Raw genomic sequence first — 26,819 nt, 5'->3', positions numbered from 1 at the left:
TCGAGTACCCCGAAGGGCCTTTCCGCTCGACTTGCATGTGTTAAGCACGCCGCCAGCGTTCGTCCTGAGCCAGGATCAAACTCTCCAACAAAAACTAGAAGAGAAAACCCCAGCAACAAAAAGTTGCCAAAGGAATCCAAACCAACCAACCACTCCCCAAGAGAAGCAGTCAGCCAGCCCGGAGGATAAATCATAATTGGCACTGGCTTATCAAGCACCCTGTTGAGTTCTCAAAGAACAAACACACACCGGACCGGCACACCCGAACCTCAGGCACACCCACCGGGGTCTACTTGCCCCACACCCACCGCGTTCCCGCGCTGGGCACTTTTACTACGTTACCCGGGCTTTCCTCCCGTGTCAACCCGAACCCATCCGGACCAACACAGAACCACCCAGACCCCCACCAGCACGCACGACGAAACCACCGCCACACGAACCAGAGGAGAAAGCAGACCGGCCTACCCGCGGAACAACCCGCAAAGCTCGCCCGGAACCCTGCCGCGACCGACTACCTTACCCGGCGGATGGCCCGGCACCAAACTGACCTGCGTCACAGATCGGCGGTGTCGCACCGACCCCCCGGCCCGGTCCTGGGTTACCCCTGACCGGTTGGAGTTGGTCGACCCTCAGGCCCGGCCTCCCGAAGCTTTTTGCTCCGTTTTGTCCGGCTCCCTGCGGGCAGAGAGAAAGTTACGCGGTCGGTCATTCGATCGTCAAATCGGGGTCGGGAATTGCGGAAGGTACCCGTCCTGTCACGCCGCGCCCTCCGCGAAGACCCACGTCGCGCGGACTCCGCACCGACGCCTTTCGCGCCCAGGGGCACTGGACCGCGCCCAGGGGCACTGGACCGCGACCAGGGCGGTGGACCCGCGACCGCCTACCGGCAGCTGACTGCCGGATTCCCACGGCGCATCCCGCGGTCGCCCCGGACGGGTGGCCGTACGCGAGTGGCTGGCGCCGGACGAATCCTGCCCGGGATCCCTGCGCCGGGGAGAGCCCGGGGCATTGCGGCGAGTACACGACCACGAGTGCACGTGATCGGACCCGTACTCCCGCGAACGGTCCTGAACTGGGCCGACCCTCCGGGTGGACGACGACCGATCCGCGCCGGCCGATCTCCGGCTCCGCCGGCGGCTAGCACGTTGCTAGCATCCCTCCCCGGGAAGGAGGCGGACATGGCGGAGAATCCGGTCGTTCAGCGACGGATCGCGGAGCGACGCGACGAGGCGGACCGGCATGTCCCCACGCCGAAGCCCGCGATGCCGGCGCGCCGACCGCGCGGCGTACCCCGGTCCCAGCTCAACACCCGAGTCCGGCACGACATAAACGCACTGCTCGCGCGCTTCGTGACGGAGCAGAGCGCGACGGTGCAGGACACGGTCGACATGGCCCTACAGGAGTTCCTCGCCGCCCGCGGGTACCACCTCGAGAACGCCGCCTAGGCGGGACAAGCCCTAGCCACCGCGGCCCGACGATCGTGCCTCCCACAGCTCGCGCCGGCGCCGGACGAGAGGACGCTGAAGTTCCCATGTCTCAGGTACGAGAGACGGCGTGGTCGCCTCCGGCCAGCGCCGGCACCGCGCGGGAACGCGACGCGCTGGGCGATACGGGCGAGGTCGACGCCGACCTGGCCCGGGCCGTGCGGTCGACCACCACCCTCCGGACCGGCTTCTACGTGGTGGTGCTGCTGATCGCCCTCGGCGGTCAGGTCTCCGGCGCCATGGAAGCGCTCGACATGCAGTGGTACGTCGCCCTGCCGGCGGTCGGCGCCCTGGAACTCGGCGGCATGGTGGTGCTCGCCAACGCCGACGTACGGCGCCGCCTCGGCGAGCACGCCACCCTCTCGCGCCTGCTCTCGGCCGCCATCGCCGGCGGCGCGGTCGCCTTCAACTGGCTCGCCCACACCAACCACCTGGAGGGCGGCTTCTACGGCGGCATGTCCCTGCTGGGCTACCTGGTCTGGCTCATGAACACCGAGAACAAGCGCCGGGACCGGCTGCGCGCCAAGCGCCAGCTCCCGCCGACCCCGCCGGCGTACGAGGTGTTCGGGCACTGGCTGCGACACCCCTGGCTGACCCGGCGGGCGAAGTCGCTGGCCAAGGCCGACCCGCGACTCGGGCTCTACGACTCGCTCGACGCCGCCCGCGCCCAGCTCCGCACCGAGCGCCGGCAGGCCGCGCTCTCCAAGGTGCTGCACCGCAAGATCCGGCAGGCGCTGGACGGTACGACCGCCGACATCGCCGTCGCCGTGTACGACCTCGACGAGATCGCCCGACGGTTGGCCGAACGCGCCGACTACGACGGGCTGACCTCGCTCATCGCCGCCGATCTCGCCCCCGCCCGGGTACTGGCGGGCAACCTGCCGGCCGGTGGTCGCCGCTGGCGCCGCCGGCGCGGCCCGCAGCTGGACCCGGAGGTGCTGGCCTCGGCCGAGCGGCTGCTCGCCGACGCCAGGCCGGTGCCGGGCGCGGCGGGCGTCGAGCCCGACCAGGCGGTACCGGTTACGCCCCGCCCGCACTGGGCGTCCGGCGCGACCGTCGCCGTCGCGGCACAGGGATGGTCCCGCGGCGAGGTGGCGACGGGGGTCGCGACGTGGCCGCAGCCGGTCGGCAAGGCCTGGAACGGAGCGGAGGCGAGCACGCGGGCGGACGCGGGCCCCGGACGGACGTCGCCGGGTGCGGCGGTCGAGGAGGCGCCGAGCGCACTCCCGGCGGAGCGGCCCGACCAGGCCGAGCAGCCCGCAGCCGCCGGGCAGCCCGACCCGGGCGAGCCGGCCGGGCGGGCCGGACAGACCGAACACGCCGGACAGGCCGAGCAGACCGACGGCCCCGAGCCCTCGGCCGAGGCGGCCGAGGGGGGTACGCCGGAACGGCCCACCACGAGGCGAGGGCGGGCCCGGCACGAGGCCGGCGAGCCGGAGGCCGCCGACCCGGCGGAGAAGTCCCCGGAGCGCGCGGACACCCCGGAGCGCGCCGACACCCCGGAGAACCGGCGCAAGCCGGAGTGGGCGCTCGCGGTGACGGCGGAGATCAGCGCGTTGCAGTCGGCGCGGGGGCAGCGGCGCGGCACCCGGCCGAACCCGGACCGGTCGGGGACCGGTCGGAGCCCGGCCGGGCAGCCCCGGGGCGCGGTCGCGGCGGCCGGACAGGCGCGCGGCGCGGCCACGGCGACGGTACCGGCACAGCGGCGGGCCGCCGAAACGGGACGTACCACGGCCTCGGCCACCATCCCGGCGCAGCGCACCGCCCCGCAGGCGGTCGCCGAGAGTACGGCGGCGGGCCGGGCGAACGGTCCGGCCCCGCTCGGCCCGGAGGAGGTACCGCTGCGGGACCGGCCGCTGCCGGACCTGGTACGCGCCGCGGCGACCCGTACGATCTCGACGCCGGTGCCGATCCCCGTTCCGGGCCCGCGGCGCGCGCCGGACGACGGCCCGACCCTGGCGGCGGTGCCGGAGCTGGCGTCGGGCGCCGCCGGCCAGCAGGGTGGCGGCTCGTCGAAGTCACGCGTCTACGAGCTGCTCGACCAGGCGCGGGATGAGGGGCAGCTGGAGACCACGGCGCTGGCCGGCCTGCTCGTCGACGAACTCGGGCTGGCCGACAGCACCGCCCGCCGGTACGTCTCCAGCTGGCGGCGGGAGACCTCGACCCGAGAGGACTGAGCGAGGGCCGGACGGCGCGGGACGGGGAGGCAAGACAAGGGCCGGACCAGCGGTCAGGCCGCCGGAACCAGGTGCCGCCGGAGGAACTCCAGGATCAGCGCCCACTTGAAGGCGAGCTGGGCGTTGTCGGCGGCGGCACCGTGCCCGCCCTCGACGTTCTCGAAGTAGGTCACGTCGTAGCCGTGTTCGCGCAGCCGCGCGACCATCTTGCGGGCGTGGCCGGGGTGCACCCGGTCGTCCCGGGTCGAGGTGACGAAGAGAACCGGCGGGTAGGGCCGGCCGGCGCGGACGTTGTGGTACGGCGAGTATTCCCGCAGGTAGGCCCAGTCCTCGGCGCGGTCCGGGTCGCCGTACTCGGCCATCCACGAGGCGCCGGCGAGCAGTCGGTGGTAGCGGCGCATGTCGAGCAGGGGTACCTGGCTGACCACCGCGCCGAAGAGCTCCGGGTAGCGGGTGAGCATCACCCCGGTCAGCAGTCCGCCGTTGCTGCCACCCTCGATGCCGAGCTGCGCCGGCACCGTCACGCCCCGGCGGACCAGGTCGGTCGCGACCGCCGCGAAGTCCTCGTACGCCCGTAGCCGGTTCTCCCGGATCGCGCACCGGTGCCACTCGGGGCCGTACTCGCCGCCGCCGCGGATGTTGGCCACCGCGTACGTACCGCCACGGGCCAGCCAGCCCCGCCCCACGATGCCGCTGTAGCCGGGCGTCCAGGAGTACTCGAACCCGCCGTACGCGGAGAGCAGGGTCGGGCCGGCGGGCGCGCCGGGGCGGCCCACGACGAAGTACGGGACCCGGGTGCCGTCGGCGGAGTTGGCGAAGTGTTGCCGGACCGCGAGACCGGAGGCGTCGAAGCAGTCCGGCTCGCGCTTGAGGATCTCCTCCTCGCCGGGCGTACGCTCGACGACCTCCGCACGCTCGACGGCGCCGGCGCCGTCCGGCGCGTCGAGCCGGCCGTGCCGGAGCGTGGCCGGGTGGGTGAAGCCGCTCGACGAGAGCAGGTAGTCGTCGTCGTGGTCCGGATTGGTGGCCACGATGTCGGTGTGGTCGAAGCCCGGCGCGCCGGCCAGCGGCCGGCGCCGCCAGCCCCGCCCGTCCGGGGTGAGCACCTCCAGCCGGCTGCGTACGTCGGTCAGCAGCGCCAGGATCAGGTGGTTCCGGGTCCAGGCGTGCGAGCGCAGCGAGGTACGGCCGTCGGGCTCGAAGACGACGTGCAGCTCGCGCCGGCCGGCGAGGAAGGCGTCGAGGCCGGTGACCAGCAGCGCCCCGGCGGGGTAGCTGGTGCCGCCCACGGTCCAGGCCGAGCGCAGCCGGATGAGCAGCCAGTCCCGGTGGGTGTCGATCTGGGCGTCGTCCGGCACGTCGATGCGTACCAGGTCACCGCTGCCGGTGCGCAGGTACTGCTCGCTGCGGAAGAAGTCGAGCCAGCGTCCGACGAAGTCGCGGGCGAAGCCCGGGGTCGGGTCGTGTACCGCGAAGACCGACACGTCCTCGGCCCGGCCCTCGTAGACGACCGTCGCCTCGGCCAGCGGCGTGCCCCGGCGCCACCGCTTCACGAGCCGGGGATAGCCCGACTCGGTCAGCGTCCCGGACCCGAAGTCGGTACCGACGTAGACGTGGTCGAAGTCGATCCAGCCGACGTCGGTCTTCGCCTCCGGCAGCGCGAACCCGTCCGCCACGAAGTCCCGTTCCACCAGGTCGAACTCGCGCACCACGGTGGCGTCCGAGCCGCCGCGCGAGAGCGAGACCAGGGCGCGCCGGTAGCCGGGGCGCAGCACCGTGGCGCCCTGCCAGACCCAGTTCTCCGCCTCCCGCTCGGCGAGCGCGTCGAGGTCGAGCACCGGCTCCCAGTCGGGCTCGGGCCGGCGGTACTGGTCCAGCGTGGTGCGCCGCCACAGGCCGCGCGGATGTCGCTCGTCCTTCCAGAAGTTGTAGAGGTGCTCGCCCCGCCAGACCGGGTACGGGATCCGGTCGGCGGCGTCGAGCACCTGGCGCAGCTCCCCGACCAGGCCGTCGAAGCGGGAGCCGGCGGTCAGCGCCGCGACGCTCTCCGCGTTGCGGTCCTGGACCCAGTGCGCGGCGCGCTCGCCGTCCAACTCCTCCAGCCAGAGGTACCCGTCTTCGTCGGCGCCGGCGGTCTCGGTCATCGTCGCAGCTCCGGGGATAGGCGGCCGTGGTCCGGCCGGTGGGACGGCGAGGGTGTCTCGCATTGTCTCCGCTCCGGTCGAGGCCGTCACGTCACGATCGGGCGTGGGAGGTCCCGTGGCGGCCCTCGTGCAAACCCCCGGGGGGTATGTTAGGTTCAGGTGCGTCGGGATACCCCCACTGGGTAACGGTATAGAGCCGGATCCCGCGCCCATCGGCGCTCGACGTCCCCCGGCAGAAGGAGACAGTCACCATGGTTACCACGAACTACCTGGTCAAGGGCATGACCTGCGGGCACTGCGTGAACTCGGTCAGCAGCGAGGTCGGCGCCCTGCCCGGCGTCGAGAACGTCTCGGTCGACCTCGCCACCGGTGAGGTCGCCGTCACCAGCGCGGAGCCGCTGGACTTCGACGCGGTCCGGGCGGCCGTCGACGAGGCCGGCTACGAACTCGTCTCCGCCTGAGCGCGACCCGGCGGCGAGACGAGGTGCCGACCATGAACACGGCGACGAAGCTGAGCGCCTTCCTGCTCGGGCTCGCGGCGGTGTTCGGTGCGGCGTACGGGGCCGGCGACCTGGTCGGCCCCGTCACCCGTACCGCCGCCCCGGCCGCCGAGCACGCCGACGGCGGGCACGGTGACGTTGGAGAGGCCGACGCTGGACAGGCCGACGGCGGGCACGGTGACGGCGGGCACGAGCAGGCGACCGCGCGGATGCCGGGCGGCCTGCTCGTGGCCGAGCGCGGCTACACCCTGACCCCCGTACCTGCCGCCGCCGGGGAGTTCGCGTTCCGCGTCCTCGGCCCGGACGGCCGCGCGGTGACCGGGTACGACGTCGAACACGAGCAGCGGATGCATCTCATCGCGGTACGCCGGGACCTCTCCGGCTTCCGCCACCTGCATCCGGAGCTGGGCCCCGACGGGACCTGGCGGATCGCGTCGCCGTTCGGCGAGCCCGGCACCTGGCGGGCCTTCGCCGACTTCAAGCCCACGGGGGCCGAACCGCTGACCCTCGGGGTGGACGTCCCGGTCCCCGGCGCCTTCACCCCGCGCCCGCTGCCCGCCCCGGCGCCGGTCAGCACCGTCGACGGCTACACCGTCACCCTCGACGGCACCCTGTCGGCGGGCCGGACGAGCCGGCTCACCCTCACCGTCGCCCGCGACGGCGTACCCGTCACCGACCTGCAGCCCTACCTCGGCGCGTACGGCCACCTGGTGGCGCTGCGCGACGGGGACCTGGCGTACCTGCACGTACACCCGGACGGGGCGCCCGGCGACGGGCGTACCGCGCCCGGTCCTCGGGTCACCTTCGCCGTCGAGGTGCCGTCGACCGGCACCTACCGGCTGTACCTCGACTTCCGGCACGGCGACGCCGTGCGCACCGCCGAGTTCACCGTCACCGCACAGAGCTGAAGGAGCAGTGATGGCATCCGTCACCGGCCCGCTGCCGACCGCCCCCCACCAGATCGAGCTGGCCATCGGCGGGATGACCTGCGCCTCCTGCGCGGCCCGCATCGAGAAGAAGCTGAACCGGATGGACGGCGTGACCGCGACGGTCAACTACGCCACGGAGAAGGCCACGGTCACGTACACCGAGCCGCTGACGCCGGCCGACCTGATCGCGACGGTCGAGCGGACCGGCTACACGGCGGCCGTACCGCCACCGCCCCGGCCCACGGCGGGCGAGGAGCCGGGCGGTCCGGGCGAGCCCGCCGACGAGCTGCGCGGGCTGCGTGACCGGCTGCTGGTCTCGCTCGTACTGACGGTCCCGGTGATCGCCCTGGCGATGGTCCCCGCGCTGCAGTTCACGTACTGGCAGTGGCTCTCGCTGACCCTGGCCGCCCCGGTCGTGGCCTACGGCGGGTGGCCGTTCCACCGGGCCGCCTGGATCAACCTGCGGCACGCGGCGGCGACGATGGACACGCTGGTCTCGCTCGGCACACTCGCGGCGTTCGGCTGGTCGCTCTGGGCGCTCTTTCTCGGCACCGCCGGTACCCCCGGCATGACCCACCCGTTCAGCTTCGCCATCGCCCGGGGCGACGGCTCGGGGGACATCTACCTGGAGGCCGCCGCCGGGGTGACCCTCTTCCTGCTGGCCGGCCGCTACTTCGAGGCGCGGGCCAAGCGGCGGGCGGGCGCGGCGCTGCGCGCCCTGCTGGAGCTGGGCGCCAAGGAGGTCACCGTGCTGCGCGCCGGGGCCGAGGTGCGCGTACCGGTCGACCAGCTCGCCGTGGACGACCGGTTCCTGGTACGGCCCGGCGAGAAGATCGCCACCGACGGGATCGTCGAGGACGGCTCCTCGGCCGTGGACGTCTCGATGCTCACGGGCGAGTCGGTGCCGATCGAGGTGGGACCGGGCGACCAGGTGGTCGGCGCGACCGTCAACGCGGGCGGCCGGCTGGTGGTCCGGGCCACCCGGATCGGCGCGGACACCCAGTTGGCGCAGATGGCGCGCCTGGTCGAGCAGGCGCAGACCGGCAAGGCGCAGGTACAGCGGCTCGCCGACCGGATCTCCGCGGTCTTCGTACCGATCGTCATCGCGCTCGCGGTCGCCACCTGCGGCTTCTGGCTCGGCAACGGCGGCGGCGCCACGGCCGCCTTCACTGCGGGCGTGGCCGTACTGATCATCGCCTGCCCCTGCGCCCTGGGCCTGGCCACCCCGACGGCGCTGCTGGTCGGCACCGGCCGGGGCGCCCAGCTCGGCATCCTGATCAAGGGTCCGGAGGTGCTGGAATCCACCCGCCGGGTGGACACCGTGCTGCTGGACAAGACCGGCACGGTCACCACCGGCCGGATGTCCCTCGTCGAGGTGATCCCCGCGGACGGCGCGGACCCCGAGGAACTGCTCCGGCTCGCCGGGGCGGTCGAGGCCGCCTCCGAGCACCCGATCGCCCGGGCCGTCGCCGCCGGCGCGGTCGAGCGGGTCGGAACGCTGCCCCCGGTGACCGGCTTCGCCAACGCCGAGGGCCTCGGCGTGACCGGTACGGTCGACGGTCACCGCGTCGTCGTCGGTCGCGCGCGGCTGCTCGCGGAGCACGGCGTCGAGGTGCCGGCCGAGCTGACCCGCGCCGTCGAGGAGGCCGCCGCCGCCGGCCGTACCGTCGTGACGGCCGGCTGGGACGGTCGGGCCCGCGGCGCGCTGGTGGTGGCCGACACGGTGAAGCCGACGAGCCGGGACGCGATCACCGGACTGCGCGGCCTGGGACTCACCCCGGTCCTGCTGACGGGGGACAACGCCACCGTCGCCCGGGCGGTCGCCGCCGAGGTCGGGATCGACGAGGTGATCGCCGAGGTGCTGCCGGCCGACAAGGTCGACGCGGTCCAGCGGTTGCAGGCGGAGGGCCGGGTGGTGGCCATGATCGGCGATGGGGTGAACGACGCCGCCGCGCTCGCCCAGGCCGATCTCGGCCTCGCCATGGGCACCGGTACGGACGTGGCGATCGAGGCCTCGGACCTCACCCTGGTCCGTGGCGACCTGACCGTCGCGGTCGACGCGATCCGGCTCTCCCGGGCGACCCTGCGGACGATCAAGGGAAACCTGTTCTGGGCCTTCGCCTACAACGTGGCCGCCCTGCCGCTGGCCGCCGCCGGGCTGCTCAACCCCATGATCGCGGGGGCCGCGATGGCGTTCTCGTCGGTCTTCGTGGTCAGCAACTCGCTGCGGCTGCGCGGCTTCCGCACGGCCGCGCCCGCCCGCCGGCGCTGACGGCGGGTACGGTCTCCGCGCGGGCGCTGACGGCGGGTACGGTCTCCGCGCGGCCGTCGGCGCCGCCGGGCCGTGACGGCCGGCGGTGCGGCGCATCGGCCGGTGACGGGCGCGCCGGCCGGCCCGGCGGGCGGTCAGCCGGTGGGCAGGCTGTCGGCGATCGCGGCCGGCGCGTCGGTCAGCGAGAACCGCTCCCGCAGCCGGGAGTAGAAGTGCGAGGAGCGCAGCCGGACCAGGTTCGCCGGACGTTCCGCGGGGAGCACGGTGACCCAGTCGCCCGGGTTCAGTACGCCCCGCAGCTGCCCGTCGACGCTGACCGCCACCTGGCCGGAGTGTTCGAGCACCCGGATCGAGACCGCCTCGTCGGCGGCCATCACCAGGCTGCGGTTGAAGACCATGTGGGGCGCGACCGGCGTGAAGACCAGGGCGCGCAGCCGGGGCGACAGGATCGGCCCGCCGGCCGCGAAGTTGTAGGCGGTCGAGCCGGTCGGGCTGGCGACCACCAGCGCGTCCGCCGAGTACGAGGCGAAGAGCGTCTCGTCCAGGTAGACGCCGAGACTGGCCTGCCGGTCCCGGGCCAGCTTCTCGAAGACGACGTCGTTGAGGGCGGTGACGTCCAGCGCGACGCCGCTCCCGTCGACGGGCTCGGACCCCGGGCGCAGCGGTGGCGGCGGTAGCAGCGGGCCGCGCCCGTAGCGCAGCAGCGCCTGCATGCCCTCGGGGATCTCCAGCGGCCGGGACGCGCGCAGGGTCAGCATCAACCGCTCGTCGAGCTGCACCTGGCCGGCGAAGAACGCCGTCAGCGCGGAGCCGATCTCGTGCGGCTCCACCTCGGTGAGGAAGCCGACCCGCCCGACGTTGATCCCGAGCACGGGTACGTTGTCCTCGGCCGCCACCCGCGCGCCGCGCAGGAACGTACCGTCGCCGCCGACCGTGACGATCAGCGCCGGGTGACCGGCGGCGGCCATCTCGTCGACGGCCGTGCGGCGGTGACAGTGCTTCCAGTCCTTCGCGTCCGGCGACCAGACGTCGATGTCGCTGACCTCGACCGAGTGCTCGACGGCCCAGCGGCGGACGATGCCGGCCGCCTCGACCGCCGCCGCCCGACCCTCGTGCACCACCAGGCCCAACCGCTGCCGCGTCATGCCCCCATCGTCTCCCGTCCGTCACCGGCCCGCCGGGCGCCGGACCGGTCGGCCCGACCCGGCGGATCGGCGCGCGCCGCCGATCTTCGAAGCTTACGTAAGACCGGCCGGCCCGGCACCGAGCCGGCGCCACCGGGCCACGAGCAGCACGAACAGGAGCTAGCGGGGGTACGCCGAGATGCGGGCGTGGCGGACGGTGGCCACCCGGTCACGCCTTCGCGGCGCGTGTCGGGTGGCCACCGGGCGGGTGCGTCAGTTCGGGTTGTCGCCGTGGGTCAGGGTCTCCCAGGCGACGAAGAGGTTGTTCGTACCGGCCGGACGTTGTTGCAGGGTGAGCGTCCGGGTGTTGGTCATGGTGTTGCCGAGGCGGTTGGCCAGGGCGTTGTAGCCGACCTCGGTGACCGGGCCGAGGCCGAGGTTGAGGCTGCCGCCGCAGAGCCAGGAGGGCGCGGCCTCACCGAGCTGGTACTTGGCCTGGAAGCCGAGCGCCTGGCGCAGCCGCTCACCGACCTGCGGGTACAGGTCCTGGCCCTGGATGCGGGAGGTCTCGGCGACGTGCGAGATGGCCGAGATGCCGTACCCGGTGTGCACGAAGTCGCGGCAGGTCTCCTGGGTCAGCCCGGTCACGAAGGTGGACTGGCCCTGCCAGTACTCGATGATCTCGGCGGCGGTGTCCCGACCGCTGCCCGGCACGGTGTACGGCAGGGAGCCGTCGCTGCTGAGGTAGACGTAGGCCTTGGTGCGGTTGAGGAAGCGGGTCACCGCGGCGTTGTAGCTGGTGCGGTCGTCGAGGAAGACGGAGATGCCGATGGCGGCCTCCATCATGCTCAGCTCCCAGTTGCCGTTGCTGTTGGAGCCGTTGCGGACCATCGGCAGGTAGACGTTGCGCAGCATGGTGGCGAAGCGGTTGGCGTTGGGCCAGCTGCTGTACGTGTACTTGATGATCTCGGCGGCCCGGGGCCAGACCGAACCCGCCCAGCCGGTCTGCAACGGCGCGTTGCTGTTGGTGTGCGAGGTGATCGTCGCCGACCAGGCGTCCATGATCTGGATCGCCTTCTGGGCGTAGCTGGCGTTGCCGGTGATGTACCAGGCGAGCGCGTCGGTGTACGCGGCGATGGCGTCCTCGCGCTCGTCGGTGCAGCCGTAGTTGGGGTTCGAGTACGAGCCGCACTCCACCACCGCGCGCGGCGCCGGGGTCCGCGACAGCGAGGCGTACCGGCTGGCCATCATCTGGTTGTAGGCCGCCGTCCAGGGCTGCGCCCCGGCCTGCACCCGCCCCTTCACGAAGTCGAGCTGCGAGCGGCTGACCAGCACGCCGGGGTGCACGAAGCCACCCGACGGCGGCGGGGTGGTGGGCGGGGTGCCGCCTCCGGTCGGCAGCGTCCAGGTCTGGTTGGCGGCGCCGGTGCAGGTCCAGATCTGCAACGGCGTACCGTCGGCGGAGCTGGGGCCGGTCGCGTCGAGGCACTTGCCCGAGTTGACGTTGGTCAACGCGCCACCGGCGTACGTCCAGCGCTGGGCGGCGGTGCCGTTGCAGTCGTAGATCTGCACCTTGGTGCCGTTGGCCGTGCCGGCGGCGGCTACGTCGAGGCACTTGCCGAGCCCTCGGATGGTGCCGTCGTCGCCGACGGTCCACTGCTGGGCCGTACTGCCGTTGCAGCCGTAGAGCTGCACCTGGGTGCCGTTGGCGCTGCTCGCCGCCGCGATGTCGACGCACTTGCCCCCGTACCCGGTGATGGCGCCCACCGTGTCCGCGGCCGCGCCACCGATCCCGACGAAGAGGCTGGCCGTGACGGTGAGCGTGGTCGCGGCGACCAGCGCGACCTTCCGCCCACCGGGCCGGCGGAGCCCCGTCCCGAGCGAATGTTGGGTCATGGTGGTCCTTCCCGCCGCCCACGCGGCAGACGCGAGGCGGTCCGCCGTCGGCACGGCCGCGGGCGGCCGAACCAGTCCCGGTCTGACACCGCACGGGCGCTCCGGCGGCAGGCGCGCCGGGAACGGTGGACCTAACTGTTAAGACACCTAATTGTTACAGGCAAAAGTCTTAACATCAACGCTTGTAAAGTCGTGGATGCCGTGCCATCGTCGTCCGGATGGGCCGGCTGCGCGCTACGCGTTACGGGTGGCCGGCTGCGCGCTGGGCGCGCTACGGGCGGCGGACGGCGCGCCAGGGGTGGCCGGCTGCGCGCTACGGGCGGCGGACGGCGCGCGACGAGCCGGCGAGGCCGCTACGCCCGGACGACCGGGGCACGTCGAGGCCCCCGAGTTGGTCGCCGAGGCCGGCACGTCGGTGGCGCAGCCGCCGGCCGACCCGCTCGGCGGGCACCAGGCCGGCGTCGGGCAGCGTGGTGAGGTAATAAAGACGGTCGCCGGGGCGACCGGGCTGCCGGTCAGCGCACCTTCCGGCCGATCTTCCTGCCGGCGCGGCGACCGCGGTTGAACATGTCGTCGAGGACGAGCGTGAGGCCGGCGCCCACCAGCCAGACGTCCTTGGCGAGCGCGGCGCCCTGCTGCGTCGGGCGGAGGTCGCCCGGCTGGTGCATCCCCGGGGTGGCCCAGTAGAGCCGCAGCAGCCCCCCGCCGAAGCCGATCAGTCCGGTCCCCATCAGCGCGGACGGCACCACCGGTAGCAGCAGGCCGACGCCGATGGCGATCTCACTGCCGGCGAGCAGCCGCGCGAAGGCGCCGGGTGCGAACCGCTTGAGGGCGGGAATCGCCCCGACCGCCATGCCGTACATGCCCTCGGCCGCCTCGCCCTCCAGGTTCCACTTCGAGAGACCGGAGTTGAGGAAGTACGCGCCGACGGCGGTCCGGAGCGGGATGTGGGACAGATTCATGATCACTCCACTCTGCCGGTACCACTCTCCGGCGCCGCCTACCCGGAATGCCCCGGTTCACACCCGGAACCGGGAGCATGACGGCCCGGGAAACCGGGTAGGCCCGCCGGGAGGTTGGAGGGGGTCCATGGCGGGAGCGTGGTTGCTCGGCACGGACGAGCAGGTCGAGCGGCCGAGGGCGGTCCTGCTCGCGGTCCGCGAGGGGGACGGCGCGGACGGCAGCGGGCCGGGTAGCGAACTCTCGCTGACGGAGCTGCGCCGGCTCGCCGACACCGACGGCCTCGCCGTGGTGGACGTGGTCGTGCAGACCCGACCCCGCCCCGACCCCGCGACCTACGTGGGGTCGGGCAAGGTGGACGAGCTGGCCACGACCGCGGAACAGGCCGGCGCGGACCTGGTGATCGCCGACGGTGAGCTGAGCCCGGGCCAGGTGCGCAACCTGGAGGAGCGAATCGGCGTACGGACCGTCGACCGCACCGCGCTGATCCTGGACATCTTCGCCGAGCACGCCCGTACCAGCGAGGGGCGGCTCCAGGTGGAGCTGGCCCAGGTCGCGTACCAGCTGCCCCGGGTGGCGGGCTCCGGCCGGGAGCTGTCCCGGGTTGGTGGTGGCCGTACCGCCGGCGGCGCCGGGATGGGGGTGCGGGGTCCGGGTGAGATGCGCCTGGAGACGCAGCGACGGCGGCTGCGGCAGCGCGCCGCCCGGCTGCGCGACCGGGTGGCCGAGGTGGCCCGGCGGCGGGAACGCACCCGGCGCCGCCGGACCCGCAACGAGGTCCCGTCGGTCGCCATCACCGGCTACACCAACGCGGGGAAGTCCTCCCTGCTCAACCGGCTGACCGGGGCCGACGCCCAGGTGCGGGACGTGCTCTTCGCCACCCTCGACCCGACCGTACGCCGGATCCGGCTCGGCGACACCGTCGCGACCGTCACCGACACCGTCGGATTCGTCCGGTACCTACCGCACCAGCTCGTCGACGCCTTCCGGTCGACGCTGGAGGAGGTGACCCGCGCCGAGCTGGCGCTGCACGTGGTCGACGCCTCGGCTCCGGACGCCCGCAACCAGATCAGCACGGTACGGAGCGTGCTGCGCGAGATCGGCGCCGGAGACGTGCCGGAGCTGCTGGTGCTCAACAAGATCGACATCGCGCCGGAGGAGTCCGTGCGCGACCTTCGGCGCGCGTACCCGGAGGCGGTGGCCGTCTCGGCGCGCACCGGCGCCGGCGTCGACCGGCTGCGGGCGGCGCTCGCGGCCCGGCTGACCGCCCCGGCCGCATAGCCGCCGTACGCCGGGGAACTCCCGGTCGAGCCGTACTTCCGCCCTACGACGCCGACGGCGAGGTGATCCGGATGACGAGGGAGCAGGACGTGGTGGACGTGCTGCTGGCGCAGCACAAGGAGATCAAGATTCTGTTCAGCCGGATCCCGCGCGAGACGGGTCGGCGGAAGCGGGAACTCTTCGAGCAGCTCGTACACGTCCTCGCGGTGCACGAGACCGCGGAGGAGGAGGTGGTCCACCCCGCCGCGCGCCGGGCGATCCAGGACGGCGAGCGGGTGGTGGACGGCCGGCTGGCCGAGGAACACGAGGCCAAGCAGGCCCTGGCCGAACTCTACGACCTCGGCGTCGACCATCCGGAGTTCGACGGCAAGCTCGACGCCTTCGCCCAGGCGGTCTCGGCGCACGCGGCGCACGAGGAGACCGCGGAGTTTCCCCGGCTGCGGGAACGGCTCTCCGTCGACCAGCTCCAGCAGATGGCGGGGGCGGTACGGGCGGCGGAGGCCGCCGCACCGACCCGGCCGCACCCCCACGCCGGGGACACCGCGTCACGCAACCTCGTCGGCGGGCCGCCGCTGCTCCTCTTCGACCAGCTGCGGGACCACGTACGGGACTGGCGCGAGGGGATGGCCGACCAGCGCGTGGTGAACCGCGGCGGCCGCCCGTAAGCCGGCGGCCCAGCCCGGTTGCGAGAGCCGGCAGGCCCGGGGCGGTTTCGGTGGATGCGGCGGGTTTGGCGGCGGTTCGGCGGGGTAGCCACGCGTCCCGACGACCATCGCCCATGGCGAGAGAGAGGCCGCTCATGAGCTCACCGGGCGCACACGACGACGGCAGCCAGCCCTGGCTGCACCAGCGTGGCAGGGAGATCCAGGAGTTCGGTACCGTCCGCCAGTTCCCGCTCGGGCTCTCGTTCGAGACGCGGATGTACTCGTGCGAACGGCTCAACCGGGTGCTCGCCGACACCCAGATCCTCTACGCGCTCTACAAGAAGTACCACTGGCTGATGCGCGGCCCGACCTTCTACCAGCTGCACCTGCTGCTGGACAAGCACGCCGGCGAGCAGCTCGCCCTCGTCGACCTGCTGGCCGAACGGGTGCAGACCCTCGGCGGGGTGGCGGTGGGCGACCCCCGCCACGTCGCCGAGATCACCAGGGTGCCCCGGCCCCCGGACGGTGCCGAGGAGGTGCCCGTCATGCTCTCCCGGCTGCTGGAGACGCACGAGATGATCCTCATCGACTGCCACGACGCCGCCGGCCGGGTCGCCGAGATGGGCGACGACGGCAGCAACGACATCCTCGTCTCCAACGTCATCCGTACCGGCGAGTTGCAGACCTGGTTCCTGGCCGAGCACCTGGTCGAGGTCCCGCTGGTACGGGCCTGACGCCACGCCGGCCGGGCCGGGGCCGTGACGTCGCCAGCACGGCGAGCGCGACCGCCGCGGCGACCACCGCGCCGGCGGCGAACGCCCAGCGGTACCCGTCGAGCAGGGCCGCGGCCGGCCGGACGCCGGACAGGGCCGCGGTCCGGGCGGACGCGATCGTGACGAGCACGGCGAGCCCCAGCGCGACACCGAACTCGCTGGCGCTGTTCAGCAGCCCGGACGCCACCCCGGGACTGTCCCCGGCGGCCCGGGTGCCGGCACTCACGGCCGCCACGGCGGCGAGACCATTGCCCAGTCCCAGCAGCACGAACGCCGGTACCGTCACGACCAGCGGCGGCCCGTGTTCCGGCAGGGCCATGAGCACGACGGAGCCCGCACAGATGGCGCCGAGCCCGAGCACCATCGCCGCGTCGGGGGCGAGCCGGCGCAGCAGCATCGGCCCGATCATCGACGCGGCGATGACCGCGAGGTTGAAGGGCACGAAGGCCAGCCCGCTGGTCGCCGCGCTCCAGCCGGCGACGTGCTGGAGGTAGAGCGAGCAGAGCAACAGCACGGATGTGGTGGCGGCGGTCAACACCAGCGCTACCGCCAACCCGGTGACCAGCGCCTTTCGGCGCAGCAGCCGCGCCGGTACCAGCGGGCTGGCGGCCCGCCGCTCCACCCGGGTCAGCAGCGCGAGCAGCAGCGGACCCGCGCCGAGCCCGACGGCGACCGACCAACCGCTCCCCCCGGCACCCACCTGGGTGAGGCCGAGGACGACCAGGGTGATCCCGGTGGTCACCAGGAGCGCGCCGGGATAGTCGAGCTGTCGCGCGCCGCCACGTACCGCGGACGGGTCGGCGGGGAGCGCCCGCCAGGTCGTGAGGACCGCCGCGACGCATACCGGCACATTGGCCACGAAGAGCCAGCGCCAGCCCACGTGGTCGCTGACGACGCCGCCGACGACCCAGCCGGACGCGCCGCCGACCGCCTGCGCCGCCGTGTACCAGGCGACCCCGGCGTTCAGCCGCCGCCCGGCGGGGAAGATCGCGACCAGGATCGCCAACGCCGAGGGCGCCAGCGCGGCGGCGCCGAGGCCCTGCACCGCGCGGGCCGCCAGCAGTAGCGCCGGCGTGGTCGCCGCGGCGCAGCCCAGCGACGCCACGCCGAACACGGCCAGTCCGGCGACGAACAACCGGCGCCGTCCGTAGAGATCGGCGGCCCGGCCGGCGACGACCAGCGCCCCCGCGAACGCCAGCGGGTAGGCGCTGATCGTCCACTGGAGATCCCGCGGCCGGAACGACAGGTCCGCCTCGACGGCCGGCAGGGTGATCGTCACGGGTGACGCCGAGCACCACCATGAACTGGGTGACGCAGACGATGGCCAGCATGAGGTGGCGGGCCGTGGACGGTACCTCGTCCGGGTCGGACCGGATCGCTTCGACGGTCATGACGCCCCTCGGCGGGCGAGGTCCGGCCGATCGGTGCTGGGCATCGGCTTCGAGGTCTCCGGGCGGTGGTCGAGGACGGCGGCGAGCGTGTCGGTCACGCCCGGGCCGCAGGGCCAGGTATTCCTGACGTCATGTACCACCGTGCGTTACCGCCCAAACACCCCCGCCCGGCCCGTGGGGCACGCGCGAGCCGGGCCTCCCATGTAACGGAACACACTCCGGCCTCGACGCGCTGGCCAGCGCGACCGGCCGCCGCATAGCCTCCGGCTCGTGCAGCTCAACCACGGGGGGCCGGATTGAGCGAGCCGGGGGCGACGGATGCGGACACGTAGGCTGGAATTCATGCGGACGCCGGCGGCGGGACGAAGGGGAATCGTCCTCGCGCTGGTACTGGAGGTGCTACTGCTCGGGATCGGCGTGGGGGTCGGCCTGGGCGCCGGCGCCAGCGCGGAGTCACCGCGGTCGGTGGCCGCCGCGCGGCTCGGGCCCGACTACGTCGACATGTCGGCGGTACCGCGCGGGCCGGCCGAGCCGGCGCCGGTCGCGGGGTCGGCGACCGGCACGTACACCTGGGACTGCGGCCGCAACGAGAACGGCCACCGCAACACCGCCAACGTCGTGGTCGTGCCCGGTGTCCCGGGCCCGGTCCACCACGTGCACGACTACGTCGGCAACCTCTCGACCGACGTGAACTCCACCGTCGAGAGCCTCGCGGGGGCGGGCACGAGCTGCGCCAACGGCGACAGGTCGACCTACTACTGGCCGGTGCTGCGCACCGTCCCGGCCGAGGGCGACGAGCACGGCGGCCCGATCCAGGTACCCGTCGAGGTGACGCTCAGCTTCCACGGCAACCCGCGTACGCCCGTCGTCCCGATGCCGAGGCTGCTGCGCGGCACGATGGGCGACGCCGTCGCGATCACGAACGGCGGCGCGCGGGCGCAGGCCACCTGGACCTGCTCGGACACCCCGGACCGGCGTACCACCCGGTATCCGCTCTGCGCCCCGGGCGAGCGGGTGCTGCGCGTCTTCGACTTCCCGAGCTGCTGGGACGGCCGGCGGGTGGACAGCGCCGACCACCGGGAGCAGTTGGCCTTCCCGTTGCCCGGTGGCGGCTGCCCGGTCGGCACCTTCGCGGTACCACGGCTGCGCATCGTCACCGCGTACGACCTGCCGGCCGGCACCCGGTACCGGATCGACGCGTTCGACGGGCAGCGCAACAGCCCACTCACCGATCACGCGTTCTTCGTCAACCTGATGTCCGACGCGTCGATGGCGCGCGTGGTCGACTGCCTCAACGCCGGCCGGACCTGCACCGACACCGATGCGGCGCCCCGCTGACCCGGCGGCCGGGTCCGGCCCAGCCGGGTCGCGACCCGACGCCCCGGCGGGCCCCGCCGCACGCGAGGAGATCGGGCCCGAGGGCCTTCGCCAGGCCCGGCGGGCCCCACCCGAACCGGCCGTGGCCGGAGTCGTCTCGGGCGGTCACTGCGGGCGCCCGACCTCGAACCGGCCGTCGTCGGAGCGGACCACGATCGTCACGGTCCGCCGCTGGCCGTCGACCACCACCGAGCAGGGGAACCGGGTGCCGGCCCGGACCGGTTGGTCGGGCGGGCAGCTGATCTCGCTCGCGTCGACCTGGTAGCTGGTCCGGAGTACGTTCGCCACGCCGGCCTGCACCCCGGCGGCGTCGAAGACGGTGCGGTTGAGGAAGCCGGGCCAGCCGAAGCCGAGGACCGCGACCAGGGCCACCAGCAGCGCCACCGGTACCGCGACCGCGAGCGTCGCCCCGCGCCGCAGCGGCCAGCGCACCCGCCGGCCGCGCCGAGTCGTACCGCCGGGGCCGCCCGGGCCGCCGGACTCCGTCGCCGGTCCCCACTGCGGGGCGGGCGCCGGTCCCCATCCCGGCGCGGGCGTCGGCCGCGCCGCGTCCGTCGGCTGGCCGCCGCCGTACGCGCCCCACTGCTGCGGGCCGTTCTGCTCCAGGAATTCGTACGGGCTGGTCATCGTCGACTCCCCGACTCAGTAGCCGGCGCTGCCCGGTACGGGAACCACCTCGACGGCGGCCCGGGTCTTGCCGCCCGACGGGCCGATCGCGAACCAGGCGCCGCCCACGCCCTGGCCCAGCAGGTCACCGGGCTTGGTGTCCTTGGCGAAGTAGTAGACCGGCCAGCCGTTGACGGTGACCTGGCAGGTGCCGTCGGGCCGCTCGACGTAGCCCACGAGCCGCGGGTCCACCCCGCTCGGGTAGATCTTGCCAGGCGACTTGATCAGCAGCGGCGGCCAGGTCTTGGCGCAGTCGCCGGTGCAGGCGGACTTCGACGGCTTGGCGGTGTCCTTGTCGAAGCGGTAGAGGGTCATGCCCCGGCCGTCGGCGACGTACGTGCCGATCTCGTCCGAGGCGGTGCTGTTCAGCTGCACGACGTTGCCGGCCTTGCCGTTGGCGGCCGGGGACGGCAGCGGTACGTCCGACGGGCCACTGTAGATCTCGACGCGACGCTGGGTCTTCGCCACCGTCGGCCGCGGTACGGGACTCGCGGGAGAGCTTGGCGATGCCTCGATCACCTCGGGCGTCGCCTCGACCGTCGGTACCGGCGACGCGGTGGCGGGCACGCCGGTCTGTGCGGCCGGGGTGACCGCCGGCGTGGTGGTGCCGCAGGCGGCCAGCGCCGCCAGGCCGGCCACGGCGAACGCGGTACCCGCGAGCTTGCTGCGCAGCATCATGATGGTCCACCTCGTGGTCTCTCGCTCCTGCGCCCACCGCGGCGGTGGGCCGGTCGGCATCCACACGGGCCGGACAGCGCGGCGGTTCACCGGAACCGCCGGACCGGAAAGGGACCGGTTGAACCGGAAGCCGAACCGGCCGGCCCGGGAGCCGAACCGGAAACGGGACCGGCCGGACCGGAAACGTTCCCGGACCGGACGCGGAACCGGCTGAACCGAATCCGGCGCGGGTCCGTGTGGGTGGTGTCAACGGCGGCGGGACGCCGCAGCGGCGATGAGCCGCCGGTCCCCCGCGACACCCCACCAATTCAGGAAAGCGGGTATCACCATGGCCACGTACCACGTCGTCACCGAGGACATGCAGGAGTCGGCGAGCTGGCTGCAGCAGAACATGCAGACGCTGCTGGACGGGATGAACCAGGCCAAGAGCAAGATCGACACTCTGATCCAGGGCGGGTACAACACCCCCGCCGCGCAGGCGAAGTTCGGCCCGTACTTCGACGAGTACAAGGGCAGCGTCGACCAGACATTGCAGGGCATGGAGGGCATCAGCCAGTACCTCCAGCAGGTCGGCACGGCGTTCGAGGACACCGACACCCAGACCGGCAACAGCCTCGGCTGAACCGGCCGACCACGGGGCCGCGCGGGTGGTACGCCCACCGCGCGGCCCCGAGCCGTCTCGTCGTCCGTCGGCTGTTCGATCGGACCGACCAACCAGGAGAATGCCGTGCGCCTCTTGCTCACCGTGGTCGACCCGACCACGGTCACCACCGACTACCAGGTCGACGCCGCGCCCGACACCACCGTTCGGGAACTCGCCGAGGCGCTGGCCGCCCGCCGGCCCGTCCCGGCCGACCGGCCGCCCTCGGTCTACCTGGCCGGCGCGCCGCTGGACCCGGGCCTGACGCTGGCCGACGCGCCGCTGCGCCAGGGTACGGTTCTGGCGCTGGACCGTCCCGTGGACGGGCCGACCGCGCCGCCCCGGGGACTGGTGGAGATCCGCGTGGTCGCCGGCACCGACGCGGGCGACATACATCCGCTGGACATCGGCGAGCACGCCGTCGGCGCGGCCAGCACCTGCCGGGTACGCCTCTCCGATCCGGCGCTGCCCGCCGTGGCCGCCCGGGTACGCGTCACCCCGGACGGCCGCTGCCACCTGCTGCCGGTCGGCGACAACCTGCTGCTGGACCGTACCGCCGCGACCGGCGAGACGCTCTGGGCACCGGGCGCCCAACTGGCCGTCGGCTCGTCGCTGCTGGAGCTACGGATCCCCGAGCGGGCCGACGCCGCCCTGCAACCGTCGGAGGACCGGACCGGGCTGGACTACAACCGGCCGCCCCGGCTGCTGCCGCCGGCCCGGACCACCCGGCTCACCCTGCCCAACCCGCCGGCCCCACCGGAGCGGCGACCGCTCGCGCTGATCGGCGTACTCGCCCCACTGGTCGTCTCCGGGGCGAGCTACTTCCTCACCCACAACCCGGCCACCCTGCTCTTCGCCCTGCTCTCGCCGCTCGCGCTGATCGCCAACCAGATCAGCAACCGGCGCCAGGGACGCGCCTCGTACCGCGCCCGGCTGGCCCAGTACGAGGAGAAGAAGGCGCGGGTCGCGCAGGAGGCGCGCGAGGCGCTGGAAAGCGAACGGCGGGCCCGCCGGGAGGCCGCCCCCGACCCGGCGGCGGTGCTGCTGATCGCGGTACGGCCGCAGCGCCGCCTCTGGGAGCGGCGCCGCTCCGACCCGGACTTCCTGGAGCTGCGGGCCGGCACGGCCGACCTCCCCTCCGACGTGGTGCTCACCGACCCGGCGCGGGACGAAAACCGCCGCGAGGTTCGGTGGAGCGCCCTGGACGTACCGGCGACCGTGGCGGTACGCCGGCACGGCGTGGTCGGCGTCGCCGGGGGCGAGACGGCCCGCGCCACCGCCCGCTGGCTGCTCGCCCAGGCGGCCGTCCTGCACAGCCCCGAGGATCTCCAGATCTACCTGCTCAGCGGCACGGGCGACGAGCCCGGCTGGTCGTGGGCGCGGTGGCTGCCGCACCTGTCGCCGCGCGACGGGCAGGAGACCGTCGCCACGATCGGCGCGGACACCCAGACGCTCGCCCGCCGGATCGCCGAACTGGTCGCCATGATCTCGGCCCGCTCCTCGGCCGCCGCCTCCGCCACCGCCGAGGCGGCGTTCCGCGACGTGCTGGTGGTGCTCGACGGGGCCCGCCGGCTGCGCTCGCTGCCGGGGGTGACCCAGCTGCTCCGGGAGGGGCCGGCGGTCGGCGTCTACGCGCTCTGCCTCGACGCGGAGGAGAAGCTGCTGCCCGAGGAGTGCCAGGCCGTGGTCTCCCAGCAGCCCGACGGCACGCTGCTACTGACCCGTACGCTCGCCGAGCCGGTCGCGGGCGTGCACCCCGACCTGGTCTCCCCGGGCTGGCTGCGTACCGTGGCGCGGGCGCTGGCCCCGCTGCGGGACACCGGCGGCGCCGACGAGGGTGGCGCGCTGCCCGACGCCAGCCGGCTGCTCGACGTGCTCGCGCTGGAGCCGCCGGAGCCGGAGGCGGTGGCGGCCCGTTGGGCCACCGGCGGACGTACCACCGAGGCCGTGGTCGGCGTCTCGCTGGACGGGCCGTTCGCGCTCGACCTGAAGCGGGACGGGCCGCACGCCCTGGTCGCCGGCACCACCGGCGCCGGCAAGTCCGAGCTGTTGCAGACGCTGGTCGCCTCGCTCGCGGTGGCGAACCGGCCGGACGCGATGACCTTCGTGCTGGTCGACTACAAGGGCGGCAGCGCGTTCAAGGACTGCGTGCTGCTGCCGCACACGGTCGGCATGGTCACCGACCTGGACACCCACCTGGTCAGCCGGGCGCTGACCTCGCTCTCGGCCGAGCTGCGCCGCCGGGAGCACATCCTGGCCGAGGCCGGCGCGAAGGACATCGACGACTACGTGGAGCTGCTCCGCCGGGAGCCGACGCGCACCCCGATGCCCCGGCTGCTGATCGTCATCGACGAGTTCGCCTCGATGGTGCGGGACCTGCCAGACTTCGTCACCGGCCTGGTGAACATCGCCCAGCGCGGACGGTCGCTCGGCATCCACCTGGTGCTGGCGACCCAGCGTCCGGGCGGCGTGGTCTCGCCGGAGATCCGGGCCAACACCAACCTGCGGATCGCGCTGCGGGTCACCGACAGCAGCGAGAGCCAGGACGTGCTCAACGCCCCGGACGCCGCCTCGATCTCCAAGTCCACGCCGGGCCGGGCGTACGTGCGCCTGGCCCAGTCGTCGCTGGTGCCGTTCCAGGCCGGCCGGGTCGGCGGGTTCCGCCCGGGCGCCTGGAGCGGCCAGCGGCAGCGGCCGGCGCCGGCGCTGACCCCGCTGGACTGGACCGACCTCGGTCGGCCGGCCCCGGCGCGGCCCGGCGGGGCCGGCCCGGAGTCCACGGAGCTGACCGACCTCGCCGTGCTGGTCGAGGCGGTGCGCGGGGCCAGCGAGCGGCTGGGCATCCCGCCGCAGCACAGCCCCTGGCTGCCGGCGCTGCCGGCCACGCTGACCCTGGCCGACCTGCCGGCCGCCCGTACCGGTGACTACCACCTGCCCGCCGTCGGCTACGGGCTGGTCGACCTGCCGGACCGGCAGGAGCAGGTACCGCTGGAGCTGGACCTCGCCACGCTGGGGCACCTGCACGTGATCGGCTCGTCCCGCAGCGGCCGCTCGCAGACCCTGCGTACCCTCGCCGGCGCGCTCGCCCTGGCGCATTCCTCGGCCGACGTCCACCTGTACGGCATCGACTGCGGCAACGGGGCGCTGCTGGCCCTGGCCGAGCTGCCGCACTGCGGCGCGGTGGTGCGGCGTACCGAGGCCGAGCGGCTGGGCCGGCTGCTCTCCCGGCTCACCGCCGAGCTGGGCCGGCGCCAGCAACTGCTCGCCTCGACCGGCTCGGCGAGCCTGGTCGAACTCCGTGCCGCCGCGGCCCCGGAGGCGCGGCCGCCGCACCTGCTGGTGCTGCTCGACCGCTGGGAGGTCTTCGACAAGACCTTCGCCGACTTCGACAACGGCACCCTCATGGCCGCGCTGCTCACGCTGCTGCGCGAGGGGGCCGGCGCGGGCATCCACGTGGTGCTCGCCGGCGACCGGAGCATGTTCTCCACCCGCGTCTCCGCCACCACTGAGGAGAAGCTGGTGCTCCGGCTCTCCGAGCGCAGCGACTACAGCATGGTCGGCATCAACTACCGGCAGCTGCCGGAGGAGATCCCCACCGGCCGGGCCATCCGGGCGGTCGACAGCGCGGAGGCCCAGATCGCGCTGCTCGGGGCCGACGGCTCCGGACAGGGCCAGGCACGGGTGCTCGCCGAGATCGCCGAGGCGGCCCGCCGGCGCGACGCGGATCTCCCCAAGGCGGCCCGGCCGTTCCGGATCGACGTACTGCCGGACGAGGTGACCCTGGCGCAGGCGCGGGCGCTGGTCGGCTCGCCCGGTCCGCTCTGGACGCTGCTCGGGGTCGGCGGCGACCAGCTCGCCGGCGTCGGCCCGGACCTGGCCAGTATCCCGACCTTCGTCGTGGCCGGTCCGCCCCGCTCCGGGCGCAGCACCGTCCTGCTGACGATGGTCGCGGAGCTGCTGGGCCGGGGCACCCCGGTAGTGATCGCGGCGCCCCGGCGGTCGCCGCTGCGGGAGCTGGCGGGGCTGCCCGGGGTGCTCGACCTGGTCGCGGGCGAGGACCTCACCTCGGCCCGGCTCACCTCGGTGCTGGCGGGCGTGCCCGGACCGGCCGTGGTGGTGCTCGACGACGCCGAGCTGCTGCTCAAGTGCGACGCGGGCAGCGACCTCGGGGAGATCGCGCGAACCGGCGCGGAGACCGGGCGGGCCCTGGTCATGGCGGGCACCATCGACGGGCTCTCCGGCGGCTTCGGCGGCTGGCACGTGGACGCCCGCCGCAACCGGCAGGGCGCGCTGATCAGCCCGCAGGGGCTGGGCGACGGCGAGCTGCTCGGGGCGAAGCTCTCCCGTGGCCAGCTCGGCGGGGGCCGTCCCGGTCGGGTGCTCGCGCACTTCGGCGACGGCACCGTACGCGTGGTGCAGGTGCCCCGCGCCGACGTCGAGTCGGTCCGCGCCGCGCTACCCGCCCGCGAGACGCTGCCCGAGCCCGGGCCGGCGTCCGCGCGAAACGCGGAGCCGGTGCGGGGCTGACGGGACGGCCGGCGGGCAAGATCCGGCCGTTCCGCCGGTGACGTCCGGCGCGGGAGGCGTGGTCGGTCCGGACGACGGCTACGTGCACGGCCCCGGCACCGGCACCGGCACCGGCACCGAGGCGCGGAACGCGACGAGGGGGACACCTTCCCGGTGTCCCCCTCGTGGGATGCCCGCTCCGCCCGCCCCACCGGCGGCGCGCCGCTCAGTCCGCGTCCGCCCGCGGCGCGCCGGTCGGGGCGGCTCGCTCCTCGCCCCGGGTGAGCCGGAGCGTACCGGTGATCGTGGCGAAGAGTTCGAACAGCTCGTCCGCCTCGGCCACGTTCGGGCTCGAACCCGTCACCACCAGCACGTCCGGGGAGCCGGGCAGCGGTACGACCGTGTGCATGACCGCGCAGCGCATGGTCCGCTCGTCGAGGGTCAGGTCCTGGATGCCGTGGACCCGGCCGACGGTACCGATGCCGTCGATCTCCGCGGTGCCGACCCGGCGCCAGGTCCCGTCCCCCTGCTCCGGTTGCCGCACGGCGGTCAGCGCGCCGAGCACGTCGCCGGAGGCGGGCGGGGTCACCACCGAGACCAGCACCGTCGCGGTGAGCGGGCCGTCCTCGTACAGCTGGAAGACGCCGGCGGCGTGCCGGGCGCCGCTGCGGCGGGCGTGCCGCACCGACCGGCGTACCGATTCGGTGAACTCCCCCGCCTGGCTCTCGGTCAGCCCGGCCTCCCGGGCCCGGGTCCAGACGTCGTGCGCGATGCGGTTCTCGCTCGCCTCGTCGGCCATGGCGAAGTCGACCCACTCCACGGGCGTACGCAGCTCGAAGCCGGTCGGCGCGGTAGCGGTGGTCGCCGCGCCGGCGGTCGTCATCCCGTCGGCGGTCCTCGTTCTGTCGGCGGTCGTCGTCGCGTCGGTCACGGGTACTGCTCCTTCACCTGGTTCCTGATCCTCTGTCGCCGGCGGGCTCATCCGTCGCCCTGCGGCGCCTCAAGTGCGGCGACCGTCTCCTCGTCGGTCGTCCGGAAGGCGTCGGCGACCGACTTGGCGGCGTCCCGTACCCCCTCCAGGTCCTTGCCCACCACGTGCCGGCCGTCGCCCCACCGCTTCTCGAACTCGTGGGCGGCCGACTCCAGGTCGTGCTGGCCGAGCGAGTCCACCAGGTGGCCCATGGCCTTGATCGGTGCGCTGTCCATCAGATCTTTGGTGCGTTGCAGCAGGTCGTGGACCCGCTCCAGCTCCGCGCCGGGAACGTCGATCACGCTCATGGGGTAGTCCTCCGGGCCGTCACAGCAACTCCGCGCGGTACACGGCTCCCCACCACGGATCGGTTCACCGGCCCAGGCACGCGGGTCCCGCCCCGAGGC

The 26,819-nt window shown here is 73.9% G+C and carries 20 protein-coding genes and 1 rRNA gene; 11 read left to right on the top strand and 10 right to left on the bottom strand.

Annotation, left to right across the window (positions count from 1 at the left end):
• Nucleotides 1-91: ribosomal RNA gene (locus tag AB0J86_RS27635) — 16S ribosomal RNA — on the bottom strand; the annotation flags it as partial.
• 1,087 nt (nt 92-1,178) lie between these two features.
• On the opposite strand from AB0J86_RS27635, the gene AB0J86_RS27630 reads away from it, so the two are divergent.
• Together AB0J86_RS27630 and AB0J86_RS27625 are read left to right on the top strand one after the other, a co-directional pair.
• The gene (locus tag AB0J86_RS27630; RefSeq protein ID WP_363860533.1) at nt 1,179-1,445 is read left to right on the top strand and encodes a hypothetical protein; all 267 of its coding nucleotides are present in this window, start codon (nt 1,179-1,181) and stop codon (nt 1,443-1,445) included.
• 86 nt (nt 1,446-1,531) lie between these two features.
• Nucleotides 1,532-3,661 carry a hypothetical protein gene (locus tag AB0J86_RS27625; protein ID WP_363860532.1) on the top strand — a complete coding sequence of 710 codons (2,130 nt, stop codon included), beginning with the start codon at nt 1,532-1,534 and terminating at the stop codon, nt 3,659-3,661.
• A gap of 53 nt (nt 3,662-3,714) precedes the next feature.
• On the opposite strand, the gene AB0J86_RS27620 is transcribed toward AB0J86_RS27625, so the two are convergent.
• Nucleotides 3,715-5,805, bottom strand: a complete 2,091-nt coding sequence (locus AB0J86_RS27620; RefSeq protein ID WP_363860531.1) for a prolyl oligopeptidase family serine peptidase — start codon at nt 5,803-5,805, stop codon at nt 3,715-3,717.
• 251 nt (nt 5,806-6,056) lie between these two features.
• Here AB0J86_RS27620 and AB0J86_RS27615 point away from each other — a divergent pair, with 251 nt between their 5' ends.
• The 3 genes from AB0J86_RS27615 to AB0J86_RS27605 are packed head-to-tail and all read left to right on the top strand — an operon-like array spanning nt 6,057 to nt 9,506.
• Entirely contained in the window at nt 6,057-6,266 is a 210-nt protein-coding gene (locus tag AB0J86_RS27615; protein WP_363860530.1) for a cation transporter, read from the top strand.
• A 32-nt stretch (nt 6,267-6,298) separates the two neighbouring features.
• Entirely contained in the window at nt 6,299-7,213 is a 915-nt protein-coding gene (locus AB0J86_RS27610; protein WP_363860529.1) for a hypothetical protein, read from the top strand.
• A gap of 10 nt (nt 7,214-7,223) precedes the next feature.
• Nucleotides 7,224-9,506, top strand: a complete 2,283-nt coding sequence (locus AB0J86_RS27605; protein ID WP_363860528.1) for a heavy metal translocating P-type ATPase — start codon at nt 7,224-7,226, stop codon at nt 9,504-9,506.
• A gap of 134 nt (nt 9,507-9,640) precedes the next feature.
• On the opposite strand, the gene AB0J86_RS27600 is transcribed toward AB0J86_RS27605, so the two are convergent.
• The 3 genes from AB0J86_RS27600 to AB0J86_RS27590 all read right to left on the bottom strand — a co-directional run bounded on the left by AB0J86_RS27600 (nt 9,641) and on the right by AB0J86_RS27590 (nt 13,488).
• Nucleotides 9,641-10,651: an NAD(+)/NADH kinase gene (locus AB0J86_RS27600; protein ID WP_363860527.1), complete on the bottom strand. Its 1,011-nt coding sequence runs from the start codon at nt 10,649-10,651 to the stop codon at nt 9,641-9,643.
• A gap of 252 nt (nt 10,652-10,903) precedes the next feature.
• Nucleotides 10,904-12,526, bottom strand: a complete 1,623-nt coding sequence (locus AB0J86_RS27595; protein ID WP_363860526.1) for a ricin-type beta-trefoil lectin domain protein — start codon at nt 12,524-12,526, stop codon at nt 10,904-10,906.
• Nucleotides 12,527-13,041: 515 nt separating this feature from the next.
• Entirely contained in the window at nt 13,042-13,488 is a 447-nt protein-coding gene (locus tag AB0J86_RS27590; protein ID WP_363860525.1) for a hypothetical protein, read from the bottom strand.
• A 127-nt stretch (nt 13,489-13,615) separates the two neighbouring features.
• Between AB0J86_RS27590 and hflX the strand changes: the two genes are divergently transcribed.
• The 3 genes from hflX (at nt 13,616) to AB0J86_RS27575 (ending at nt 16,145) form a co-directional block, all read left to right on the top strand.
• A complete protein-coding gene (gene hflX, locus AB0J86_RS27585; protein WP_363860524.1) occupies nt 13,616-14,767 on the top strand; it encodes a GTPase HflX in 1,152 nt (383 codons plus the stop codon).
• A gap of 71 nt (nt 14,768-14,838) precedes the next feature.
• Nucleotides 14,839-15,432 (top strand): hemerythrin domain-containing protein, encoded by a 594-nt coding sequence (locus AB0J86_RS27580; RefSeq protein ID WP_363860523.1) that lies wholly within the window; start codon nt 14,839-14,841, stop codon nt 15,430-15,432.
• A 134-nt stretch (nt 15,433-15,566) separates the two neighbouring features.
• Nucleotides 15,567-16,145, top strand: coding sequence for a DNA starvation/stationary phase protection protein (locus AB0J86_RS27575; protein ID WP_363860522.1), 579 nt, complete (start codon nt 15,567-15,569; stop codon nt 16,143-16,145).
• On the opposite strand, the gene AB0J86_RS27570 is transcribed toward AB0J86_RS27575, so the two are convergent.
• Nucleotides 16,072-17,463, bottom strand: coding sequence for an MFS transporter (locus AB0J86_RS27570; protein ID WP_363860521.1), 1,392 nt, complete (start codon nt 17,461-17,463; stop codon nt 16,072-16,074). The genes AB0J86_RS27575 and AB0J86_RS27570 overlap by 74 nt on opposite strands.
• Before the next feature lie 454 nt (nt 17,464-17,917).
• On the opposite strand from AB0J86_RS27570, the gene AB0J86_RS27565 reads away from it, so the two are divergent.
• Nucleotides 17,918-18,913, top strand: coding sequence for a DUF1996 domain-containing protein (locus AB0J86_RS27565; protein ID WP_363860519.1), 996 nt, complete (start codon nt 17,918-17,920; stop codon nt 18,911-18,913).
• A 144-nt stretch (nt 18,914-19,057) separates the two neighbouring features.
• Here AB0J86_RS27565 and AB0J86_RS27560 read toward each other — a convergent pair whose 3' ends face one another.
• Nucleotides 19,058-19,579 (bottom strand): DUF4333 domain-containing protein, encoded by a 522-nt coding sequence (locus AB0J86_RS27560; protein WP_363860518.1) that lies wholly within the window; start codon nt 19,577-19,579, stop codon nt 19,058-19,060.
• A gap of 15 nt (nt 19,580-19,594) precedes the next feature.
• The gene (locus AB0J86_RS27555) at nt 19,595-20,296 is read right to left on the bottom strand and encodes a hypothetical protein (RefSeq protein ID WP_363860517.1); all 702 of its coding nucleotides are present in this window, start codon (nt 20,294-20,296) and stop codon (nt 19,595-19,597) included.
• Nucleotides 20,297-20,624: 328 nt separating this feature from the next.
• Between AB0J86_RS27555 and AB0J86_RS27550 the strand changes: the two genes are divergently transcribed.
• Both AB0J86_RS27550 and AB0J86_RS27545 read left to right on the top strand, forming a co-directional pair.
• The gene (locus tag AB0J86_RS27550; RefSeq protein WP_363860516.1) at nt 20,625-20,918 is read left to right on the top strand and encodes a WXG100 family type VII secretion target; all 294 of its coding nucleotides are present in this window, start codon (nt 20,625-20,627) and stop codon (nt 20,916-20,918) included.
• Nucleotides 20,919-21,023: 105 nt separating this feature from the next.
• Nucleotides 21,024-25,463 (top strand): FtsK/SpoIIIE domain-containing protein, encoded by a 4,440-nt coding sequence (locus AB0J86_RS27545; RefSeq protein ID WP_363860515.1) that lies wholly within the window; start codon nt 21,024-21,026, stop codon nt 25,461-25,463.
• Between the two features lie 205 nt (nt 25,464-25,668).
• Here the strand turns inward: AB0J86_RS27545 and AB0J86_RS27540 are convergent, their stop codons facing one another.
• Together AB0J86_RS27540 and AB0J86_RS27535 are read right to left on the bottom strand one after the other, a co-directional pair.
• Nucleotides 25,669-26,373: a hypothetical protein gene (locus AB0J86_RS27540; protein ID WP_363860514.1), complete on the bottom strand. Its 705-nt coding sequence runs from the start codon at nt 26,371-26,373 to the stop codon at nt 25,669-25,671.
• 47 nt (nt 26,374-26,420) lie between these two features.
• The gene (locus AB0J86_RS27535) at nt 26,421-26,720 is read right to left on the bottom strand and encodes a hypothetical protein (RefSeq protein ID WP_363860513.1); all 300 of its coding nucleotides are present in this window, start codon (nt 26,718-26,720) and stop codon (nt 26,421-26,423) included.
• Nucleotides 26,721-26,819 lie beyond the last annotated feature (99 nt).

The sequence above is a fragment of the Micromonospora sp. NPDC049559 genome, assembly GCF_040676675.1.
GTDB lineage: Bacteria > Actinomycetota > Actinomycetes > Mycobacteriales > Micromonosporaceae > JBFAPK01.
The sequence above is the reverse complement of the archived record's forward strand: the minus strand, read 5'-3'. Positions and strand labels throughout refer to the sequence as shown.

Coding starts and splice junctions, on each gene's coding strand:
- AB0J86_RS27565 (WP_363860519.1), top strand. CDS start 17,918: ATGCGGACGCCGGCGGCGGGACGAAGGGGAATCGTCCTCGCGCTGGTA.
- AB0J86_RS27610 (WP_363860529.1), top strand. CDS start 6,299: ATGAACACGGCGACGAAGCTGAGCGCCTTCCTGCTCGGGCTCGCGGCG.
- AB0J86_RS27580 (WP_363860523.1), top strand. CDS start 14,839: ATGACGAGGGAGCAGGACGTGGTGGACGTGCTGCTGGCGCAGCACAAG.
- AB0J86_RS27555 (WP_363860517.1), bottom strand. CDS start 20,296: ATGATGCTGCGCAGCAAGCTCGCGGGTACCGCGTTCGCCGTGGCCGGC.
- AB0J86_RS27560 (WP_363860518.1), bottom strand. CDS start 19,579: ATGACCAGCCCGTACGAATTCCTGGAGCAGAACGGCCCGCAGCAGTGG.
- hflX (WP_363860524.1), top strand. CDS start 13,616: ATGGCGGGAGCGTGGTTGCTCGGCACGGACGAGCAGGTCGAGCGGCCG.
- AB0J86_RS27615 (WP_363860530.1), top strand. CDS start 6,057: ATGGTTACCACGAACTACCTGGTCAAGGGCATGACCTGCGGGCACTGC.
- AB0J86_RS27600 (WP_363860527.1), bottom strand. CDS start 10,651: ATGACGCGGCAGCGGTTGGGCCTGGTGGTGCACGAGGGTCGGGCGGCG.
- AB0J86_RS27625 (WP_363860532.1), top strand. CDS start 1,532: ATGTCTCAGGTACGAGAGACGGCGTGGTCGCCTCCGGCCAGCGCCGGC.
- AB0J86_RS27575 (WP_363860522.1), top strand. CDS start 15,567: ATGAGCTCACCGGGCGCACACGACGACGGCAGCCAGCCCTGGCTGCAC.
- AB0J86_RS27620 (WP_363860531.1), bottom strand. CDS start 5,805: ATGACCGAGACCGCCGGCGCCGACGAAGACGGGTACCTCTGGCTGGAG.
- AB0J86_RS27590 (WP_363860525.1), bottom strand. CDS start 13,488: ATGAATCTGTCCCACATCCCGCTCCGGACCGCCGTCGGCGCGTACTTC.
- AB0J86_RS27605 (WP_363860528.1), top strand. CDS start 7,224: ATGGCATCCGTCACCGGCCCGCTGCCGACCGCCCCCCACCAGATCGAG.
- AB0J86_RS27630 (WP_363860533.1), top strand. CDS start 1,179: ATGGCGGAGAATCCGGTCGTTCAGCGACGGATCGCGGAGCGACGCGAC.
- AB0J86_RS27595 (WP_363860526.1), bottom strand. CDS start 12,526: ATGACCCAACATTCGCTCGGGACGGGGCTCCGCCGGCCCGGTGGGCGG.
- AB0J86_RS27535 (WP_363860513.1), bottom strand. CDS start 26,720: ATGAGCGTGATCGACGTTCCCGGCGCGGAGCTGGAGCGGGTCCACGAC.
- AB0J86_RS27550 (WP_363860516.1), top strand. CDS start 20,625: ATGGCCACGTACCACGTCGTCACCGAGGACATGCAGGAGTCGGCGAGC.